The organism is Gordonia sp. NPDC057258, assembly GCF_042668985.1.
Taxonomy (GTDB): domain Bacteria; phylum Actinomycetota; class Actinomycetes; order Mycobacteriales; family Mycobacteriaceae; genus Gordonia; species Gordonia hongkongensis.
Window position 1 is genome coordinate 1 of the sequence record NZ_JBHUXZ010000023.1, and the last position, 19,877, is coordinate 19,877.

21 protein-coding genes are annotated in these 19,877 nt (G+C 67.2%); 13 read left to right on the top strand and 8 right to left on the bottom strand.

The features are described from left to right. Together ACFUEJ_RS16105 and ACFUEJ_RS16110 are read left to right on the top strand one after the other, a co-directional pair. Nucleotides 1–286: transposase (locus ACFUEJ_RS16105; RefSeq protein ID WP_388030543.1), on the top strand; the 286-nt coding region annotated here is incomplete at its 5' end. A gap of 416 nt (nucleotides 287–702) precedes the next feature. Next, entirely contained in the window at nucleotides 703–1,947 is a 1,245-nt protein-coding gene (locus ACFUEJ_RS16110) for an HNH endonuclease signature motif containing protein (protein WP_259936414.1), read from the top strand. Nucleotides 1,948–2,090: 143 nt separating this feature from the next. Here the strand turns inward: ACFUEJ_RS16110 and ACFUEJ_RS16115 are convergent, their stop codons facing one another. Further along, a complete protein-coding gene (locus tag ACFUEJ_RS16115; RefSeq protein ID WP_388030545.1) occupies nucleotides 2,091–3,059 on the bottom strand; it encodes a cation diffusion facilitator family transporter in 969 nt (322 codons plus the stop codon). Between the two features lie 81 nt (nucleotides 3,060–3,140). Here ACFUEJ_RS16115 and ACFUEJ_RS16120 point away from each other — a divergent pair, with 81 nt between their 5' ends. From ACFUEJ_RS16120 to ACFUEJ_RS16130, 3 genes are all read left to right on the top strand, one after another. Beyond that, the gene (locus tag ACFUEJ_RS16120) at nucleotides 3,141–3,566 is read left to right on the top strand and encodes an ankyrin repeat domain-containing protein (protein ID WP_388030547.1); all 426 of its coding nucleotides are present in this window, start codon (nucleotides 3,141–3,143) and stop codon (nucleotides 3,564–3,566) included. Between the two features lie 66 nt (nucleotides 3,567–3,632). After that, nucleotides 3,633–4,892: a serine--tRNA ligase gene (gene serS / locus ACFUEJ_RS16125; protein WP_338856512.1), complete on the top strand. Its 1,260-nt coding sequence runs from the start codon at nucleotides 3,633–3,635 to the stop codon at nucleotides 4,890–4,892. 14 nt (nucleotides 4,893–4,906) lie between these two features. Then, a complete protein-coding gene (locus ACFUEJ_RS16130) occupies nucleotides 4,907–5,842 on the top strand; it encodes an EamA/RhaT family transporter (RefSeq protein WP_388030551.1) in 936 nt (311 codons plus the stop codon). A 76-nt stretch (nucleotides 5,843–5,918) separates the two neighbouring features. Here ACFUEJ_RS16130 and ACFUEJ_RS16135 read toward each other — a convergent pair whose 3' ends face one another. Continuing rightward, the gene (locus ACFUEJ_RS16135; protein ID WP_078111886.1) at nucleotides 5,919–6,494 is read right to left on the bottom strand and encodes a helix-turn-helix domain-containing protein; all 576 of its coding nucleotides are present in this window, start codon (nucleotides 6,492–6,494) and stop codon (nucleotides 5,919–5,921) included. 73 nt (nucleotides 6,495–6,567) lie between these two features. Here ACFUEJ_RS16135 and ACFUEJ_RS16140 point away from each other — a divergent pair, with 73 nt between their 5' ends. The 4 genes from ACFUEJ_RS16140 to ACFUEJ_RS16155 all read left to right on the top strand — a co-directional run bounded on the left by ACFUEJ_RS16140 (nucleotide 6,568) and on the right by ACFUEJ_RS16155 (nucleotide 9,836). Beyond that, complete coding sequence (locus ACFUEJ_RS16140) at nucleotides 6,568–6,987, top strand: VOC family protein (RefSeq protein WP_078111885.1); 420 nt, start codon at nucleotides 6,568–6,570, stop codon at nucleotides 6,985–6,987. Between the two features lie 52 nt (nucleotides 6,988–7,039). Further along, complete coding sequence (locus tag ACFUEJ_RS16145) at nucleotides 7,040–7,927, top strand: DMT family transporter (protein ID WP_058250918.1); 888 nt, start codon at nucleotides 7,040–7,042, stop codon at nucleotides 7,925–7,927. A 102-nt stretch (nucleotides 7,928–8,029) separates the two neighbouring features. After that, a complete protein-coding gene (locus tag ACFUEJ_RS16150; protein ID WP_211539267.1) occupies nucleotides 8,030–9,283 on the top strand; it encodes a lipase family protein in 1,254 nt (417 codons plus the stop codon). 43 nt (nucleotides 9,284–9,326) lie between these two features. Further along, a complete protein-coding gene (locus ACFUEJ_RS16155) occupies nucleotides 9,327–9,836 on the top strand; it encodes a GNAT family N-acetyltransferase (protein ID WP_211539268.1) in 510 nt (169 codons plus the stop codon). A gap of 72 nt (nucleotides 9,837–9,908) precedes the next feature. On the opposite strand, the gene ACFUEJ_RS16160 is transcribed toward ACFUEJ_RS16155, so the two are convergent. Together ACFUEJ_RS16160 and ACFUEJ_RS16165 are read right to left on the bottom strand one after the other, a co-directional pair. Next, nucleotides 9,909–10,121: a hypothetical protein gene (locus ACFUEJ_RS16160; RefSeq protein WP_211539269.1), complete on the bottom strand. Its 213-nt coding sequence runs from the start codon at nucleotides 10,119–10,121 to the stop codon at nucleotides 9,909–9,911. 191 nt (nucleotides 10,122–10,312) lie between these two features. Continuing rightward, the gene (locus ACFUEJ_RS16165; RefSeq protein ID WP_211539270.1) at nucleotides 10,313–10,717 is read right to left on the bottom strand and encodes a four-helix bundle copper-binding protein; all 405 of its coding nucleotides are present in this window, start codon (nucleotides 10,715–10,717) and stop codon (nucleotides 10,313–10,315) included. Between the two features lie 331 nt (nucleotides 10,718–11,048). Here ACFUEJ_RS16165 and ACFUEJ_RS16170 point away from each other — a divergent pair, with 331 nt between their 5' ends. Beyond that, entirely contained in the window at nucleotides 11,049–11,927 is an 879-nt protein-coding gene (locus ACFUEJ_RS16170) for a potassium channel family protein (RefSeq protein ID WP_388030558.1), read from the top strand. Nucleotides 11,928–12,040: 113 nt separating this feature from the next. Continuing rightward, nucleotides 12,041–13,378: an APC family permease gene (locus ACFUEJ_RS16175; RefSeq protein WP_249145314.1), complete on the top strand. Its 1,338-nt coding sequence runs from the start codon at nucleotides 12,041–12,043 to the stop codon at nucleotides 13,376–13,378. A gap of 137 nt (nucleotides 13,379–13,515) precedes the next feature. Here ACFUEJ_RS16175 and ACFUEJ_RS16180 read toward each other — a convergent pair whose 3' ends face one another. Next, nucleotides 13,516–14,037 carry a DUF421 domain-containing protein gene (locus ACFUEJ_RS16180; protein WP_211539272.1) on the bottom strand — a complete coding sequence of 174 codons (522 nt, stop codon included), beginning with the start codon at nucleotides 14,035–14,037 and terminating at the stop codon, nucleotides 13,516–13,518. Nucleotides 14,038–14,259: 222 nt separating this feature from the next. On the opposite strand from ACFUEJ_RS16180, the gene ACFUEJ_RS16185 reads away from it, so the two are divergent. After that, complete coding sequence (locus ACFUEJ_RS16185) at nucleotides 14,260–15,507, top strand: cation:proton antiporter (RefSeq protein WP_388030599.1); 1,248 nt, start codon at nucleotides 14,260–14,262, stop codon at nucleotides 15,505–15,507. Between the two features lie 107 nt (nucleotides 15,508–15,614). Here the strand turns inward: ACFUEJ_RS16185 and ACFUEJ_RS16190 are convergent, their stop codons facing one another. Beyond that, a complete protein-coding gene (locus tag ACFUEJ_RS16190; protein ID WP_211539274.1) occupies nucleotides 15,615–15,989 on the bottom strand; it encodes a DUF1330 domain-containing protein in 375 nt (124 codons plus the stop codon). A 324-nt stretch (nucleotides 15,990–16,313) separates the two neighbouring features. Between ACFUEJ_RS16190 and ACFUEJ_RS16195 the strand changes: the two genes are divergently transcribed. Further along, entirely contained in the window at nucleotides 16,314–16,859 is a 546-nt protein-coding gene (locus ACFUEJ_RS16195; RefSeq protein WP_211539275.1) for a hypothetical protein, read from the top strand. A gap of 38 nt (nucleotides 16,860–16,897) precedes the next feature. Here ACFUEJ_RS16195 and ACFUEJ_RS16200 read toward each other — a convergent pair whose 3' ends face one another. Next, nucleotides 16,898–17,386 (bottom strand): hypothetical protein, encoded by a 489-nt coding sequence (locus ACFUEJ_RS16200; protein WP_211539276.1) that lies wholly within the window; start codon nucleotides 17,384–17,386, stop codon nucleotides 16,898–16,900. Further along, nucleotides 17,383–19,851: a molybdopterin oxidoreductase family protein gene (locus ACFUEJ_RS16205; RefSeq protein ID WP_211539277.1), complete on the bottom strand. Its 2,469-nt coding sequence runs from the start codon at nucleotides 19,849–19,851 to the stop codon at nucleotides 17,383–17,385. The genes ACFUEJ_RS16200 and ACFUEJ_RS16205 overlap by 4 nt, the downstream gene beginning before the upstream one ends. Nucleotides 19,852–19,877 lie beyond the last annotated feature (26 nt).

Here is a 19,877-nt window from a genome sequence, read left to right on the forward strand (position 1 = left end):
CCTCAAAGACACCGGCATGGCCAACCTACCGTTCGACTCATTCGCCAAAAACCAACTGTGGCTCGATATCGTCGCCCTGGCCTCCGACCTCATTGTCTGGACTCAAACCCTCGGCTACCACCGCCACGACCCCATCCGCCGCTGGGAACCCAAACGCTTGCGCCACCGCCTGTTCACCGTCGGCGGCAAGATCATCACCCACGCCCGCACCACCACCCTGCGACTACCCACCGACTGGCCCTACAACCACCACATACGCCACGGCTGGCAACGCCTCACCGCCTAACCAGCCCCACCCGTCACCCGCGCCCGGTCACCGCCGCCCACCCCACCTCAGAACCCGAACAACCAGCGAACCCAACGCTGGCGATCCACCCTGCCCACACACCAGCACCAACCATCAAAAGGCGACACCGACAACCGATCGGCGAAACCCTACCCACCCGTGAAAGATTCAGGCTGAGCTGAGGGGCGTCCGGAGCTTGCGGAGGGCGCGTCACGAAGGGTCCGGCGTCCGAGGCGGTGCCCCCCGGGTGTACCCGTCCGACGTCTGTGACTGGTGGGGTTTCTGTTCACCACAGTCCACCACGGTTCACCGCTGGGGCACGAGTGACAGCGACTGCTGTGCAACAGGATTCGATGACAATGAGGGCTGTGGAGAAATCTCGTCGTCGAACGTGATTTTGCGAGTAGCTTGGTGTCATGCCCTCGATCACCGAACTCCGCGACACCCTCACCGTCCTGCAACCACCGCCCGACGACGGCAGTGGTCGTGCCCTGCACGAGCGGCTCGACGAGCTACGGATGCTGCGCAACGTGCTCGACCACCAGATCGCGTTTCACACAGCATTTTTCGACGCCACGAGTGCGGCAGCGCGGGCGGGGTCGACCACACGGAACGCACTGATCGAGATGGGCATGCCACCCGCGGCCGCGTACCGCTATGTGCGGATCGCCGGCGGGCTGGAGTCGGTGCCGAAGGTCGCCGACTGTGCTGCCGAGGGCTATCTGTCTGCCGAGTGTGTCGACGCGGTGATCCGTGGAATCACTCTGGTGAACAAGCGATCCGCGTCACCGCTGTCCGACGACGAGCGCAGCGGATATGAGAGCGAGTTGCTTGCGCAGGCATTCTCCGGCGCCACCCCGACCGAGATCGACGACCACGCCCGCGGGATCGCCCAGCGGGTCGCCGACACCGACCCCAGCACCGTGCCGGCGGCCGATGACGCGTCGCTGAACACCGTGCACACCCACATCACCGAGGAGGGTCGGGTCGCGATCACCGCAGATGTGACCGCGGTGATCGGGGAGAAGTTCGTGTCCATGATCGACGAACGGTCCTGTCCGCGTCCCGAACCCGACGGCGCCGCCGATCGTCGAGGTGCGGCCGAGCGCCGCGCCGATGGGCTGGAGCTGTTGTTGGATCAAGCCGCGATAGGCGCGGCGATGACCACCGCCGGCGCACCACGCACCCAACTCCTGGTGACCATCCCCGCCGACGGGACTGATTCAGCGCGACTGCCCTGGGTCGGGGCGGTCTCGGAGTCGACGACGCGGCGGCTGTCGTGTGATGGTGGGGTGGCGGAGATCGTGCTCGACGACGAGGGCGTGCCGCTACAAATGGGAACCACGAAACGCCTGTTCCCGCACCATCTGCGGCAGGCGATCATCGTGCGCGACCAGTGTTGCGTGAAATGCGGTGCCCCCGCAGCGCATACCCAGGTACACCACCTCGTGCACTGGGCCGATGGTGGTCCCACCGATCTCGACAACGGGTGCCTACTCTGCCAGCGCTGTCACACCCAGGTGCACCACCACGGCTGGCAAGTGGTGATGGGTCCCGACCGGCACCCGTGGCTGATCCCACCCGCCGACATCGACCCGCGACGCCTACCCCGGCCGGCCTACAACCGACGCACCATGCGGCTCGACGACGCTCCCGTCTAGACAGTCCACAGACCAGACCCTCCGGCGTCGACCCGGCGCCACACGACCTTTGACAACTCCACAGTGTGAAACGGAATCACCGGGATCTCGTAGCAAGGACACGGCCTATGGCGCGCCTTTGCGCTACGAGATCCCGGAGAGGATCAGGGTGCGTCGGGCACGAGGTCCGCGTCGCCGGGGGCGGAGAGGGTGAGTACCGCCTCCGTGATTCGCGGGTCGCGCTCCAGCTCGTTCTCGAGTCGCCGGAGAGCGACGGCCACCGAGGACTCGGCGTCGTCACCTTCGAAATCGACTGCGGCGACGAGGAACAGCTGAACGGGCCCGGTGTACTCGACGTGCAGGTAGGTGACGCGCTCGATGTTGCTGTGCGCGAGCAGGTCCCGGAGGACGCGCTGCTGGACCGCGTCGTCGACCGCCTGCCCGAGCAGGAATCGTCTGTTCTGGTTGATCAGGACGATGGCGACGACCCCGAGGAGCACGCCCACCAGGATCGACCCGATCGCGTCGTAGGTGGCCGACCCGGTGACCTGGTGCAGGAGCACTCCGACGAAGGCGATGGCCAGACCGATGAGCGCGGCCGCGTCCTCGGCGAAGACGGCACGGAGAGTCGGGTCGGAGGTGCGGAAGACCTGTCGTAGCAGACCGATCCGACGCTTGACCGCGCCGCGCTTCGCCTGTTGATACGACCGCACGAACGAGATGCCCTCGAGTACCGCGGCGATCGCCAGGACCGCATAGGCGATGCCGTAATCCGTCGCCGGCTCCGGTGACAGCAGTTCGGTGATGCCGTGCTGCACCGACACCGCGGCTCCGACCGCGAACAACCCGAAGGCCGCGAACATCGACCAGATGTACGCCTCGCGTCCGTAACCCTGTGGATGACGGGAATCCCGTGGCCGATGGGCACGTCGTTCCGCGACCAGCAGCAGGATCTCGTTCCCGGTGTCGGCCCACGAGTGGGCCGCTTCGGCGACGAGCGACGCGGAGCCGGTGATCATCGCGGCGCCGGTCTTGGCGACGGCGATCAAGAGGTTGGACACGAACGCGATGACGACCGTCACGAAACTCTCGCCGGGTCCGCCGGATTCGTGCTGCGCGTCGGAAGGAGTCACTGCGCCGAGTCTCCCACACGATGCGGTGCCCGCGGCCTCACCCAGATCGAGGGAGTGTCGGCTGCGCCTACACTCGCGGGAATGGCAGCCGATTCCGACGATCCATTCGAGGCCCGCCCCGGCATCGACGCCCCGAGCTCCGAGGTCGTCGAACTGGCCACCCGGCTCTTCGACATGGCGCGGTCCGGTGCCACGGACACACTCGCCGGTTACCTCGACGCCGGCGTCCCGGCCGATCTGCGCAACCAGTCCGGTGACTCGCTCCTGATGCTCGCGGCCTACCACGGCCACCCGTCGACGGTGTCGGCCCTCCTCGACCGCGGCGCCGACGCCGACCTCGCCAACGACAAGGGTCAGACGCCGCTGGCAGGCGCGGTGTTCAAGGGTTTCGACGACGTGGTGCGGGCGCTCGTCGACGCCGGGGCGGACCCGCACGCGGGAACGCCGGCCGCCGATACTGCGGCAGCGATGTTCGGCCGTGAGGACCTGCGTCGTCTGTGGAGTTGAGACCTCCCCGGGGAGCGCGGCGGCGTGATCGGGTTCGCATCGCGCTCTCAAGTAGGGTTTGAAGTCGTGATCGACCTGAAGACTGTTCGCGACAACCCCGACCTCGTCCGCACCTCACAGCGCTCCCGCGGTGAGGACCCGGGCCTGGTGGACGCGCTGCTCGCCGCCGACGCCGAGCGCCGGGCGGCCATCGTCGAGGCGGACGCGTTGCGTTCCGAGCAGAAGGCTCTCGGCAAGCAGGTCGGTAAGGCTCAGGGCGACGACAAGCAAGCGCTGCTGGCGAAGGGCAAAGAGCTCGCCGAGCAGGTCAAGGCCGCGGTGGCGCGCCAGTCCGAGGCCGATGCGGCCGCGGCGAAGGCCCATCGGGCCATCTCCAACATCGTGGCCGATGGGGCGCCCGCCGGCGGTGAGGACGACTACGTGGTCCTCGAGCACGTCGGCGAGCCCCGCGACATCGAGAACCCGAAGGATCACCTCGAACTCGGTGAGTCGCTCGGCCTGCTCGACATGGAGCGCGGCGCCAAGGTGTCGGGGTCGAGGTTCTACTTCCTCACCGGCCAGGGTGCGCACCTCCAGCTCGCACTGCTGAACATGGCCGCGGCGAAGGCCACCGCGAACGGGTTCACCCTCATGATCCCGCCGGTGCTGGTGCGCCCGGAGGTCATGGAGGGAACCGGGTTCCTCGGCGCTCATGCCGACGAGGTCTACCACCTCGACAAGGACGACGACCTGTACCTCGTGGGTACCTCGGAGGTGCCGCTCGCGGGGTACCACATGGACGAGATCCTCGACCTGTCCGACGGTCCGAAGCGTTATGCCGGCTGGTCGACATGCTTCCGTCGTGAGGCGGGCAGTTACGGCAAGGACACCCGCGGCATCATCCGCGTCCACCAGTTCGACAAGGTCGAGGGCTTCGTCTACTGCCGGCCCGAGGACGCCGAGGCCGAGCACCAGCGCCTGCTGGGCTGGGAGAAGGACATGCTCGCCGCCATCGACGTGCCGTACCGCGTGATCGATGTCGCGGGCGGCGATCTCGGCTCGTCGGCTTCGCGCAAGTACGACTGCGAGGCCTGGGTGCCGACGCAGGGCACCTACCGCGAGTTGACCTCGACGTCGAACTGCACCACGTTCCAGGCACGACGCCTCTCGATCCGCTACCGCGACGAGAACGGCAAACCGCAGACCGCCGCGACGCTCAACGGAACACTGGCGACCACCCGATGGCTGGTCGCGATCCTCGAGAACCACCAGCAACCCGACGGTTCGGTCCGGCTGCCCGCCGAACTCGCGAAGTTCGTGGGCGCCGACGTGCTCACCCCGCGTTGAGCTGAGCTCGTGTCATGACCGCCGGCATCGTGATCGCGGTGATCGGTTCGCTGGCGTTCGCCGCCGCCGCGGTGCTGCAGGCGCTGGGCGCCGAGAAGGTCGCGCAGCGCGCGGCGATCCGTGAGGAGCGCCGTAGGTCCGCCGCCGCGCATCCGTCGTTGCGCTCCACGGCGGCCACGATGCTCACGGTGCCGTTTCTCGTCGGATTCGTCTTCGACATCATCGGTTTCGTCGCGACCATCGCGTCGGCACGGCTGATCCCGCTCTTTCTGTCGCAGACGATCATCTCCGCACGGCTCGTGGCCACCGCGCTGCTGGCGATGGTGGTCCTGAAAGTCGGCCTGACGCTGCGGGATTGGATCTCCGGGGCGGTGATCGTGCTGTCGTTGGTGCTGCTCGCGCTCTCGGCGGGTCGCGAAGGTGTGGAGCACGATGCGTGGATGCACTGGGCGGTACTCGTTGCCGGACCGGCTCTGATCGCGCTGGGCGTGATCGTGATGCGCCGCTTGCGTAAGCACATCGCGGCGGTGACCGGGCTCATCGCCGGGGCCGTCTTCGGTGTGATGGCGGTGGCCTCTCGCATCCTGGACGGTCTCGACCCACTCGATCTGTCGGTGTTGTTCACCGACCCCGCGCTGTATGCGTTGCTGCTCAGCGGGATCGGCGGTTTCTACCTGTTCACGGTGGCGCTGCAGACCGGCTCGGTCAACGGTGCGGCCGCCGCCTTGGTCGTCGGGCAGACGGTCCTGCCCGGGGCGGTCGGCATCGCGTTCCTCGGCGACGTCACACGTGCCGGATGGGGTCCGGTCGCGATCGTGGCCTTCCTCGGCGCAGTTCTCGGCGGCGTCGTACTGGCGTCGTCGGGTGCCGTCACCGCGGTCGAGACGGCCGACGCGACGAATGCGCCTCGCGGGTACGGCCATCCGCCGCGCGAGGTCGAACGGCGATAGGCCGCAAGGCCCACCGTTCGCGTTGCGATTCGAGCCGCCTTCCGGGACGAATCGCATTGAGATTCTATTGGATTCCTCACACGATCGCGGCCAGCAGCCGATCCAGCGCGCGGTGGGCGCGTTCGCGTGCGGTGTCGTCGTCGGGATGCCGGGCGAGCCAGAGGGCGGCTTCGTTCATCGCACCCGACAACAGCATCGTCATCACGTCGACCAACTCGCCGTCGACGCCGACCGCCACGAGGGCCTCGCGCAGATGGGTCGCCGACCCGGCCTCGTCGAGTCGGCGCCACTCGTCCCAGCCGACCACCGCAGGTCCGTCGATCAGCAGGATGCGCACGGCCGCTCCGCTGGTGATCGCGTCCACGAACGCGTGCGACCCGGCACTCAACTGACCGGCCGGGTCGGTGCCGGCGGCTTCGGCCGCCGCGACGACCGCATCGGCGACCTGCTGATGGCAGGCCGCGGCGACCGCCGCGAACAGCGCGCCTTTGTTGCGGAAGTGGTGATAGACGGCGCCGCGGGTGACGCCCGCGGCTTCGGCGACGTCGTCGAGGGACACCTCGGAGAATCCACGATCAGCGAACTGGCGGGTGGCGGCGGCTAGGACGGCACGGGCCGTCTCGGCTGCGGCCGCGGCGGAGGCTCTCGGCACGGAAGGTTCCTTTACGTACGCTGCGTATGTATAGTCGGCTATACAAACACATCGTACGTAAAGGAGCTCCGACATGAACGTCACCAGCGTCTACCCGGTCCTCATGTCCACCGACGTGGCCGCGGCCGCAGACTTCTACCAGCGGGTTCTCGGCTTCGAGGTCACCTTCTCTGCGGACTGGTACGTCAGCATGCGCACGGGCGTGTTCGAGCTGGCGCTCGTGGACGCGACTCATCCGACGATCCCCGAGGGCCACCGCCGACCGGCCGCCGGACTGCTGGTCAACATCGAGGTCGACGACGTCGACGTGCTCTACCGGCGTCTCACGGACGAACACGGACTCCGTCCGGTGCTCGAGTTGCGCGACGAGGACTTCGGTCAGCGGCATTTCATCGTCGAAGGTCCCGACGGCGTACTCCTCGACTGCGTCCAGCCGATCCCCGCGATCGGCGAGTTCGCCGACGCCTACGTCGCCGACGCGTCGACGAACTGATCGCGATCGTCATCGTCCCGCACGACCGCTCGACGGTGGTTACTGTTCGACCATGCTGATCGGGATCCTCGCGGCGGTGTTCGCGGCGCTGGCGTACGGCACCGCGTCGGTGTTGCAGGCGCGTGGCGCGCAGAGTGTCGAGGACACCGGCGCGCCGGGTGAGGCGCCGTCGCTGCGGTCGACGATCACCGCGATGCTGACGGTGTCGTTCCTCGCGGGCACGGCGCTCGACGGCATCGGATTCCTCGGCAACATGGTCGCCGCCCGCATGATCCCGCTGTTCCTGGCACAACCGATCGTCAGTGCGAACCTCGTCGTGACCGTCGTGCTCGCCACGCTGTTCCTGCACGCGCGGTTGTCGGTCCGCGACTGGACGGCGATCGCGGTCGTCGTCGTATCGCTGGTCCTGCTGGGCTTCTCGGCCGGCGACGAGGGTCACGAGCACGAATGGTGGCTGCACTGGGCGGTGCTCGTCGTGGGAGCAGCGATCCTGGGACTCGGCGCCGCGATCCTGCCACGGATGCAGAGTCGTGTCGCGGTACTGGCGGGCCTCTCCGCCGGCGTGCTGTTCGGGGTCCTCGCGGTCGCGGTGCGCATCCTCGACGGCCTCGACCCGTTCGATCTCGGTGAACTGCTCACCGACCCGGCGCTCTACGCGATCATCCTGTGTGGCCCGGGTGGCTTCTACATGTTCACCGTCGCCCTGCAGAAGGGGTCGGTCAGCGCGGCGTCGGCCGCTCTGGTCGTCGGCGAGACGGTCGTCCCCGGTGTCATCGGCATCCTGGTGCTCGGCGACACCACGCGTGCCGGTTGGGGCGCCGTCGCCGTGATCGCCTTCGTCGCTGCCGTGGCCGGCGCAGTGGTGGTGGCGATGTCGCCGGTGGTCGAGGCGGTCGAGCGGGCCGGCGAGAACCCGGTGCCGGACGCCACCCCTGGCTGACGCCCCGGGTGTGACCTTCGGTGTGACATCCGGGCGCGGTCTCGTGCCGAGTCGGAACCGAACGACACAGCAGACGCCGCATATCGGGCAGGATGACGATCCATGCGGCTTCTCTCCCGCGGCCTCGGAACGCTGACCGCGATCCTCGGGCTGACGACGACCCTGTCCCTCCTCGCGCCCACGGTGTCGGCGGCGCCCGTTCCGGTACCAGCGGCAGCGCCGGCGCAGTTGCCGTCGCAGGACCCGTTCTACGATCCGCCCGCAGGCTACGAATCGCGGTCACCAGGCGCAGCGCTGCGGACGCGTCAGATCGAGTTGGGTTGGCGCGGAACCAGTATCCCGATCTCGGCCACCCAGATCCTCTACCGGACGACGAACCAGTTCGGCAGGCCGACGGCGACGGTCACCACGGTCATCTCGCCGCCGGGCGCTGCCGCCGGGACGCCGCGCCGCGTCGTCTCCTACCACTCGTTCTACGACGCCCTCGGCTCGCAGTGCGACCCGTCGTACACGCTGCGCGGCGGTAATGCCGCGGAGGCGCCGATCGACATCACGCTCATCTCCGGGCTCCTCGCCGCCGGTTACACCGTCGCCGCCCCCGACTACGAGGGCCGCGGGCTGCGCTGGACGATGGCGCGCGAATCGGGGTACGCCGCGCTGGACGGCGTGCGGGCCGCACTCGGTCACCTGCGGGCGCCGGCCCGGACGCCGGTCGGACTGTTCGGCTACTCCGGCGGATCGATCCCCACCGGCTTCGGTGCGGAGCTGGCGCCGCGCTACGCGCCGGAGCTGAACATCGTCGGGGCCGCCGCGGGTGGTGTGCTGGTGAACCCGGCGAACAATCTGGGGTACGTCAACGGCAGTCAGAACTGGGCCGGCGTGATCCCGGCGCTGATGGCGGTGTACGCCGAGACCTATGGCATCGACATGCAGTCCTACCTGTCCCCGAAGGGCAAGCGGGTCCTCGGACAGGTCGCGGGGGAGTGCATCGAGGCGTTCGCCGACAAGTACCCGGGTCTGACCGATCACCAGCTCCTCGTGTCGACGGTCGGCGGCCTGCTGGACGTTCCCGGTGTCCGACAGGCGATCTCGCAGAATGTGATGGGGACGCTCGGCACTCCGCGCAGCCCCATGATGCTCGGGGTCGGCAATGTCGACGGCACCGGCGACGGTGTGATGATCGCCGCCGATGTCGCGCGCCTCGCCGGCTCGTTCTGCAATCGCGGGGTGCCGACGACGTTCACCGAGTACCGCGGCTCGAACCACACCCGGGCGTTCATCCCGTGGAGCGCCGAAGCGCTCGGCTTCCTCAACAGTCGCTTCTCCGGGCAGCCGGCCGGCGGGTGCGGCCGGTGACTACCGCCGTGGCCGCACGACCTCTTCGATACACGGGAAACCCGTGAGCAGGTGGACGACCCGCACCGAGCGTGACGGGGACGCCGACGCGATCCGCGACGTGGTGCTCGCAGCGTTCCCGACCCCCGACGAGGCGCGGATCGTCGATGAGCTGCGGGCCGACAGCGACGCCTGGATCGACGGGCTCTCCATCGTCACGACCGACGCCGACGGCACGATCGTCGGGTACGCGTTGTATTCGCGGTGCCGCGTCGACGCGGCACCGGCGCTCACGCTCGGACCCTGCGCCGTGTTGCCGTCGTGTCAACGGTCCGGGGCGGGCTCCGCGGCCATCGTCGCGGGTCTCGACGTTGCCCGCGCGCACCGCGAGAACTTGGTGGTGGTGCTCGGCCATGCCGAGTACTACCCGAGATTCGGTTTCGTCCCGGCGTCCCGATTCGGAATCCGCGCACCGTTCGACGTCCCGGACGAGGCGATGATGGCGCTGGTTCTCGACGATGCGCGCCCGGTGCCGAGCGGGACGATCGCCTACCCGGCTGCGTTCGGGGTCTGAGAACGAACTTCGCGCCCCGGGAGACCCGGGGCGCGAAGGGGGGCCGACCTTGTCCTGCCGAGGGGAGGCAGTTCAGTCGGCGTCGGCGGACGGGCTGGCGTTGGTGCCCCCGTCCGAGACCTCGAAGTTCTTCCACTCGCCGTCGTCGTGCACCTGCATGACGGTGCCGAGGCTGTCGTCCGGTGCGGCGACGGTCTTGAACCAGTCGTATGCGCCGGTGGCGTCGTCGAACTCTTTCTCTCCGACGACGTTCTCGCTGGAATCGATGACGCGGTACTTGGCCATGATGTTCTCCTCACGGTCGTATGTGTGCGACTCGCGGTCCGACGTGACGTCCGACCGCGGCCCCTGTCCTCATCGTAGGAATCTGTTCACGCCCGGGACCCCTTGCCGAGGTCGTCGAGCTCGGATCGTGTCGCGCGCAACGGGTCGGTAACGATGGATCGTCGCCGTCGCCGTCGCCGTCGCCGCCTATTTCAACCGAGAGTGGCGGCCAGTTCGCGACACGCCTCCTCGCACCTGCCGCACGCCTCGGCACATAGCCGGCAGTGCTCGTGCATCTCCGCATGCTGGGCGCACTCGCCGCCGCAGGCACGGCAGGCGTCGATGCAGGCACGCAGGACCGCACGGACCACCTCGTCGTCGGGACGTGTCCGTCGCGTGAGCACGCGAGCTGTGACCGCGCAGATGTCCGCGCAGTCGAGGTCCGTACGGATACAAGCGACGAGATCACCTACCGACTTCTCGGCCAGGCATGCATCGGCACACGCGGTACACACCTGCGCACAATCCGTGGCGGCGTCGATCGCGGCGGCGAACAGCTCCTCGTCGATGTCGGCGGCACCGGGGTGGGCTCTGAGCATCTGCGTTGCGCTCGACATTCCAACTCCTCTCTTCCTCTGTCACCGGATCGCCCACCCGACAGCGGGAGGCGACCGTATCGCATGGCTACCCACAATCGCGGGGCGGTAATCCGGGCGCGCCGTCGTCCGCCTCCGGGGGGCGTGACCGAGTGCGAAGGCCCTGGATCTCACGGCCGACCGACGGCGACGATGAGGCATATCCGACACGCATGCCGGGTATGCCATCGGCCATGTTCCGTGCACAGATGTCCACAGATCGGTCTCCACGGGCCGACAACCGACAGGGAACGACATCGACGGGCGCAGGCGTTTTCGTCGCGCTGTGCGCCGAGGACAGGGGTACGCGACTGTGACGTGGATTCTCGGTGTCCTCGGCGTGGCGCTCATCGGGGTGGCGTTACGGGACATCTATGCGACGTTGTGGCATCCGCAGGGACTGGGCACGCTCGCCCGGCTGATCTTCCGGACGACCTGGTGGACCGCCGCGCGGGCCCGGAGGCACGGCCGCGCGCTGGGCGCCGCCGGGCCGGTGGGGATGATCGTCACCGTGCTGATGTGGGCTGCCCTGATAGTCGCCGGCTTCGCCCTGATCTATGCGCCGCACATGCCGGACGGCTTCTCCTTCACCTCGGCCCCACAGCCGCAGTCATCTGATCCCGTGGCCGCGCTCTATCTGTCGTTGGTGACCGTGGCGACGCTCGGGTACGGCGACATCACTCCGGCCTATCCCGCACTGCAACTGGTGATCCCGGCGCAGGCCCTGATCGGGTTCGTCCTGTTCACCGCGGCGATATCGTGGATCCTGCAGATCTATCCAGCGCTGATCCGTCGGCGTGCCGCAGCACGGACGGTGAGCCTGCTGGCCGCCACCGACGCGACGACGGTCGTTCGGGAGGGGGAGGCCAGCGTCGCGTGCGCTCTGCTCGACGGTCTCACCGATGCACTGATCACAGTCGAACTCGACCTCCGCCAATACGGCGAAACCTACTACTTCCGCGAGGCCGAACGGGACCGGTCATCCGCCGCGATGCTCACCCATGTCCCGGCTTTCATCCGGGCCGGTGCCCAGTCCGAGTCGATGGAGGTGCGCAGCGCTGCGGCGCGGCTCGAACGACAGTCGTCGTCGCTCGCGGAGTACCTCGACGGGCGCTACCTCCACACCGCTGGATCGATGCAGGAGGTCTGGGAGGCCTACGCCGCAGCGCACCGGCACCAGAGTGCGGGGTGACGGCTGCGCCGAGTGCGGTACCGAAAGAAATCGCCCGCCTCGCAGGGGTGTGAGGCAGGTGGGGCCGGGTAAGCAGGCAGACATGCCACTGAATTCCACGCGAAGGGGCTGCGTTGTCGACTGATTCCGAGTCCCCCCGTCTGTCGCTGATCGGCTCCGTCGCCTTGGGCACCGGCGTGATGATCGGCGCTGGCATCTTCGCTCTCGTCGGCCAGGTCACCGAGTCGGCCGGCTCCTGGATGCCGTGGGCCTTTGTCGCCGGGGCGGTGGTCGTGGCGTTCAGCGCGTATTCGTATGTCCGGTACTCCAGCACGGACCCGTCGTCGGGAGGCATCGCCATGATCCTCACCGCCGCCTACGGCCCCGGGGTGATAGCCGGCTCGTTCTCGCTGTTCATGTACGTCTCGATGATTCTCGCCGAAAGCCTGCTGGCCCGCACCTTCGGCACCTATCTCCTGCAACCCTTCGGCATGCAATCGTCGGCCGTATGGGTGCCGACGCTGGCTGTGGCAGCGATCGTGGCCGCAACGATGGTCAACCTCGTGGGCAACCGCTGGGTAGAGGGCTCGGCAACGGTCACCGCGGCCCTGAAGATCGCGGGAATCGGCGCCCTCGCCGTTGCCGCCATCGCTGCCACCGGGACGTCAGCGTTGGCAGATGCTCTGACCGGACGCGACGGAGCCACTCCGCCGAACCAAGGAGTGTGGGGCTTCCTCGCCGGCACCACCCTGTGCATCCTGGCGTACAAAGGATTCACCACGATCACCAATCAGGGCGCCGACATTCGCAACCCTCAACACAACATCGCTCGCTCGATCGTCATCGCGATCGCACTGTGCACCGTCATCTACGTGCTCCTCACCATCGCTGTCGTCGGAAGCCTCTCTGTCCCAGAGATTCTCGACGCCCGCGACTATGCGCTTGCTCGGGCCGCCGAGCCGCTGTTCGGCTCGTGGGGAGTGTGGGTGACCGTCGCAGTAGCCGTTGTCGCGACAGTCTCGGGCCTGGTGGCAAGCCTGTTCGCGGTGTCCCGCCTGTACGACATGCTGCGGCGGATGAAACTGGCACCCGGCCTGGGTGTCTCACTGAACCGTCAGTCGCTGCTCCTCACCGCCGGACTGGCGATCGTGACGACAAGCCTGTTCGACCTGAGCCGGATCGCCGCCCTCGGAGCGATGCTCTACCTGTCGATGGACATCGCCATTCATTGGGGAATGATCACGCGACTGCGCTCGCAGGTCGAGTTCGCCGTGTGGATCCCGGCGGTGGCGATTGCCTTGGATGTACTTGTGCTGGTGCCATTCGTCGTGATGAAAACACGCAGCGACTGGTTCACCGTGGCGATCACCGCCGCAGTGGCGGCGACGATCCTCATCGCCCAGTTCCTCATCGTGCGATGCCGCCCCGACGGCACTTCCGGACAGCCCACCGCAACGTCCTCACCTCGCTGACTGCACCGATGCGCACCTAGCCGACCGTGACGCTTCTCCGACTTCGCAGTGGGTCGCACTCGGATCGACCGGAAACAGGCTCGCGGATCTCCGACCCCGAGGCTCACAGGTCCCGATCCCTGGCCTTCGACGAGCCCTCAGCTTGTCGAGTCTGGTCGGGACACATCGGTGAGGGCCGAGCCGTCTCCGTACTGTGCGCCTCCGACCACACTCAGACTGCCGTCGGATTCGAGTACCACCGCGGCGACGCGAGCTATGTCGCCGATCCCCGACGCACGCACTGCTTGCCGAACGTCACCTTCGCTGACTCTCTGCTTCGTGAGCGCGCGGTCGACCATCCTTCCGTCGACGACGAGCAGGGTGGGAGCAGCGGTGAGCGCCGCGCGGCCACGAGCCGATCGGGACGAGAGAAGCGCTGCAGAATATTGCAGCGCAGCCAGTAGTACCAACGCGACGGCACCCTCAGCCCACGAGACATCGGAGCTGAGCAGGATTGTCGCCAGCGTGGATCCCAGGGCGACGGTGACCACCAGGTCGAAGGCGTTGAGTTTGGCCAACGTCCGCTTCCCGGAGACACGAAGCACCAAGACCAGCCATATGTAGGCGACTGCACCCACAAGCACCACACGCAACAAATCGGACCAGCTTCCGAACCACATCTGGTGGGCATACCCACACTCGCACGCGGGTACTCGTCCCGTCATGGCCGACCGGCGCACCAGCATGGTCCGTTGTCGATCTCCGTCGGCAGCGTGCAGGTCGTGACACCACTAGGAGACGGCGTCGGTCGTTCTTCATTGCGGCAACGCTCTACCGGGGACACCAGCGACTGATGCGGACTCGCATGACTGCTGTCCGGTGGTTGGGGAATGCGAGGGTTCATGTATGTCGATGTAGTTCTGACCGTGGTCGGAGCGCTCGGGGTGGTCGTGGCGGCGATCTCGTCGGCGATGCGTGGCCTGCCCTTGTCCGAGCCGCTGCTTGGCCTGCTTGCCGGTGTTCTGCTCGGACCGCAGCTGCTCGACGTCTTACCGATTGCCCCGGTGACGGTTGATCACGGCCTTTTTCACGAGCTCGCGCGGGTACTGCTGGCGGTCTCGGTCATGGCGGTTGCGTTGCGGTATCCCACCGCTGCGATGCGTCGGCACAGCCGCGCGCTGGTGGTGCTGCTTCTGGTTGCGATGCCGGTCATGGCAGCGGTCTCCATGGGTTTGGGCTGGGCGGTGGCGGGATTGCCGCTGGCCGCGGCGCTGCTGTTCGGTGCGGCGATCTGCCCCACCGACCCGGTACTCGCCTCGAGTGTGGCGACCGGGAAACTCGCCCAACGCGACGTCCCAGCCCGGGATCGGCAGTTACTGTCGCTCGAGTCCGGCGCGAATGACGGTCTGGCGCTGCCGCTGGTGCTCGCGGCGGTCGCCCTGGCGGGACCGTTGGGAGCTGCCACAGCGATCGCAGAGGTGGTGTGGCAAGTACTCGGCGCCGTCGTCATCGGAGTGGTCCTCGGCGTGGTCGCTGGTAAAGCGCTGCGTCTGGGCGACAGACACGGCGCCACCGCCCATGGGCCGGTCCTGTTGTTCACCGTCATACTGGCGTTGGGCATTCTTGGCGTCGCCGGCTTGCTGCACATCGACGGTGTGCTCGCGGTCTTCGTCGGCGGCCTGGCTTTCAATAGTGTCGGTACCGGCAGCGAACGGGCCTCCGAAGTCGAAATCGACGAAGCAGTCAACCGTTTCGCAGTGCTACCACTGTTCGTCCTGCTCGGCGCAGCCCTGCCCTGGCAGCAATGGAGCGAACTGGGGTGGAGAGCTCCGGTCCTGGTGCTCACCGTTCTGGCGCTACGCAGGATCCCGATCGTGCTACTGCTGCGTCGGCCGTTGCGCCTACCCCTTCCGGACGCGCTCTACCTCGGTTGGTTCGGACCCGTTGGGGTATCGGCGCTGTTCTATCTGACATTGGAGGCGCAACGGCTCGGTGTCGATGACGCGGTACTCGGGGCCGGCACATTGGTGCTGGCGGCAAGCACCGTGGCGTTCGGCCTGAGTGCCGCGGCCGGGCGCAGGCTCTATGTTCTCGCCGATCGCCGTGCAGGCGGGTCACAGTCTGCCGACGCGCACCAGGACAGAGGATGACGTTCCGGCCGCACTGTCCCTCGACCAGTGGCGTACCCGATACCCGAACCGCGGCGGACCCCACGTATCCGGTGGGCCGCACCGGCCGCGTGGATGGCTACTGCGCTTCAGAGGCGATCGGGCCAGGGCACGGTGGCCTGCAAGACTGCTTCGGTCAATGCCTCGGTGCGCCATGTGGTCACCTGTTGATAGTCGGGGTCCGCAACCATTTGGGAGAACGCCTTGCGGGACGGATAACGCACCAGAAGCACCGCATCCCATTGCTGAGCTTCTTCGGCCACCAACGCGGTGGAGCCGTCCCCGGCATAGAGAACCTCTCCGCCATAGCGCGGCAGGAACGTTTCGTGCAGCGATGCAGCGTAGCGCTCGTAGAGTTCTCGGCCACCCTCGGCGAACCTCAGGAGGTTCAGCATCACCACCGGCCCCCCGGGGTCCTCGGCGAGGTAGCGTTTGAGGTCGGCACCGCGCGGATCAACAGCCATACCGGCAGTCTGGCACATTCCGTAGTCCGTGCAACGCACGCGTTCATCGGTGACGTTGACAGGACCGTCACGCGGCCGCTGTGGCGCGCTGACGCTTCGGGGTTCACGGATGGTGGTCACGGGTACGGCAGAGACATGAAGGCTTCACATGCCGCCGGCTCCGATGCCGCTTCTTCCGATCGAGACGATCAACACTCGGCTGACGAGGTGGGCAGTAGTGGGCCGACTCGCATCGTTGTTCGTCCAGTCGGAACACCGCTGCCGTTGGGCTTCCTCGGTCTGTGTGTCGCTACATTCGCTTTCGCCGGTCTGCAACTGGGATGGGTGCCTGCACAACAAGGAAGTCTGATCGCGTGGGCGGTCCTGGGTGTGACCGTGCCTGCGCAGCTGTTGGCGGCGGTGGTCGGATTCATGGCCCGAGACCCGGTAGCCGGCACCGGGATGGGGGTTCTCTCCGGCACGTGGGCGGCCGTGGGTCTGATGACTCTGCATCTGCCGCCGGGCGTCGACAGTGACGCTCTGGGGGTGGTGCTGCTGGCATCGGCGGCGGCATTGCTCGTGCCGGCAGTCGCGGCTCTGGACAAACCTGTCGCGGCCGCTGTCATGATGCTGAGCGCTGTACGTTTCACCGTCACCGCGCTCGCTTACTTGACCGGATCACATGCCTGGCAGACCGTGGCCGGATGGGTCGGCCTGCTCCTCGCGGTGGTGAGTTTGTATGCGGCACTGGCTTTCGAGCTCGAAGGGGTACATCACCGGGCAGTGCTGCCGTTGGCGCGCCGCGGGAACGCTGCCAGGGCTCTCAGCGGCAGGGCATCCGAGCAGTTCGGCGACCTCTCCCAGGAGCCGGGGGTCCGTCGGCAACTGTGATTCGCCGGTGCCGATTACTGCGTCGCGCCCTCATGCACTCAGTCGGTGACCATGGCCTGCGCGGCGATTTCCTTCAACTTGGCGTTGGCCCATCGCAATTGACGCAGTGTTCGGGGGTGACAGCGTTTCGTGGCGGCCAGCAGTTCCCGATCGCCGAGCGCTTGGGCGGTCTGCGCCAGGATCTCCCAATCCAACGAGACGCCGGCGGCCTTCCGGTGGACCTCACGCAGGTCCCGAAGGAGCAACAGTGCCGGTTTGTGGTGCCGGCCGAGCAGCTCGCTGCCCTTCTGCCGCACCTTCGCCAGCATTGTCGGATCGTGGACAGGGTCGGGACCTAGGTCGAGGCCGTAGTCTGTGCCCACGGCGGCGAGTTCACGTACGTGTTGCCGCGACCACCCGGCGATGTCGCGGGCAACGTGGAACACCTCGTGATCGACCTTGTGCCGGTCGGACATTCGCAGCAACTCACCGGCCAGGTCGTTCTCCGAGCGGTGCAGTTCGGCGATCGCCAGTGCCAGTTTGTTCACCGTGCACCTCCTGGCCGGTCTGGGAATTCCTCGACTGCGGTCGCATCGGGGCCGCCGACCGTATCGGGAACCCGTGCGGCGACGGGCTTCGACGCGGTGGTCGTCGGAGCCGGGGATGACGCGCCGTCGCCCGTCCGGATTCGTTCGAGGCGGGCCGCGCCGCCTTTGAACAGCGGCTGTTTCGATGCGGGGTCCCAGTCGGTGAGGGTGAGTTCATTGGCGGCCCGGCCGTGTCCACCGTGCGGCTTGTGCCCGGAACCGGTGTCCCAGTAGCCGTAGTGGAAAGGCAGAAAGACCACGCCGGGACGGATGCCGCTCACCCGTAACCTCGCTTCCACCCGGCCGCGCGGAGTGCTGATGCGGAGCAGGTCTCCCTCGGTCCATCCGTGCCAGACCGCGTCGGTTTCGGACATCTCCACCCACACCTCTGGTGCGGCCTTCTGCAGTTGTGGAGATCGCCCGGTCTTGGTGCGGGTGTGGAAGTGATACAGCGTGCGACCGGTCGTCAGGAAGTAAGGGTACTCGTCGCTCACCGCTTCATGGGGCGGCAGATACTCACCGGCTTTGATGACGGCTTTGCCGTAGGGGTTCATGGCCTTGTATTCGGTGGGTTCGAGCGGCGCACCGGTGACCATGTCCTTGCCATAGCTCTCGCAATAGTCCGGCGAGGACCAGAACCGGCCGTCGGCGTAGAGGCGCTCGGTGCCCTCGGGGTGGTCGTCGTTGCAGGGCCACTGGATGCCGCTTCCACCGCGGAGTTTGTCGTACGTGATGCCCGTGTAGTCGCACGGGCGTCCCGCCGTGCATCGCTTCCAGCCCTCGAAGGCCTCTTCGGGCGACGACCATTTCACCAGCGGCGCACCGTCTTTGTCCTTCAGCCCCAACCGGTGGGCGTAGTCGACGAAGATGTCGAGATCGGGCCGCGCCTGACCGGGTGGTTCCACTGCCTTCTCCGACAGGTGCACCGTCCGATCGACATTGGTGAAGGTCCCGGTCTTCTCACCCCATGTCGCCGCCGGCAGCACGACATCGGCCAACTGGGCTGTCTCGGACAAGAAGATGTCTTGGACCACCAGGAACAGCCGCTTCTGAGCGAGGATCTTGCGGATGCGGTCGAGTTCGGGCAGCGACACCGCTGGATTGGTGCCGCTGACGTAGAGGAACCGGATCGAGCCGTCCTCGGCGTAGCGCATCATCTGCATCAAGTGCGTCGGCGCGGTGTAGTGGGGGATGCGCATCGGGTCGATGTTCCAGACCCGCGCCAGGTCTTCGATATGGGAGTCGTTGGCCCAATTGCGAAAAGCAGGCAGGTCGCCATCCGCGCCGCATTCTCGGGTGTTCTGCGCGGTGGGTTGCCCGTTCATCTGCAGCACACCGCAACCGGGTTTGCCGAGCATTCCGCGCACCAGATGAATGTTGTTGACCTGCACCGCAGCCGACGTGGCCTGATGGGACTGGTAGAAGCCCTGCAGCACCGTCGACAGGAGTCGTTCGGCGGACCCCAGCAGGCGGGCTGCGGCGCGCAGATCCGCGACCGGAACGTCGCACACCTCGGCGGCACGCTCGACGGGATAGTGCTCGAGTTGGTTCTGTAGTTCGTCGAAACCGACGACGTGCGCCGCGAGGTAGTCTCGGTCGATCCACCCGTTGCGCACGACTTCATGCAGTAGAGCGTTCATGAGCATCACGTTGGTGCCGGGCCGCGGTGCCAGATGTACCGTTGACGCGCGCGCGACCGGCGTCTGTCGCGGGTCCACGCAGATCACCGACGGCGGGTTCGGCCCGGCCAGTCGGTCGAGGATGCGCATCCACAGCACAGTCTGCGTCTCGGCCATGTTGTGCCCGTAGAGAGCTATGACGTCGGCGTGATCTATGTCGGTGTAGGACCCGGGCTGACCGTCGCACGCGAACGACTGCTTCAACGCCGCGGCCGCGGTCGCCGTGCACAGGCGGGTGTTGCCGTCGATGTGGTTGGTGCCGATGCCGCCGTGACCGATCAACGCCAGGGTGTAGTACTCCTCGAGAAAAAGCTGGCCGGTGGTGTAGAAGCCGACCGAACTCGGACCGCGCTCGTCGAGCAACTGCTTCGTTCGTCCCGCCACCGCTTCCATCGCCGTGTCCCAGTCGGTTTGGACCAGTTTGCCGCGTCTCCGGATCAGCGGTGTCGTGAGCCGGTCAGTCGAGTGATTCGCCTGCCAACCGAACAGATCCTTCGCACCGAGCCGGCCGCGATTGACCCTGTCGACCGCACGTCCGCGCACGCCCACCATGCGTCCGTCCTTGACGGCGATGTCGAGGCCGTCGCCGTTGGAGTGCAGGATCGTCGCGGACTGTACCCAGCGGTCCACGTCGGCTTCGGTCACACCGTCGGTCAGGAAGGAATCCACCCGGGTGGGCCAGACCTCGCCCGAGGCGTACGGGGTCCGGGACCCCCACGGGTTGCCGATCCGATCCGTAGACACCATGGTCGTGGCGGTACCCGGGACCGACG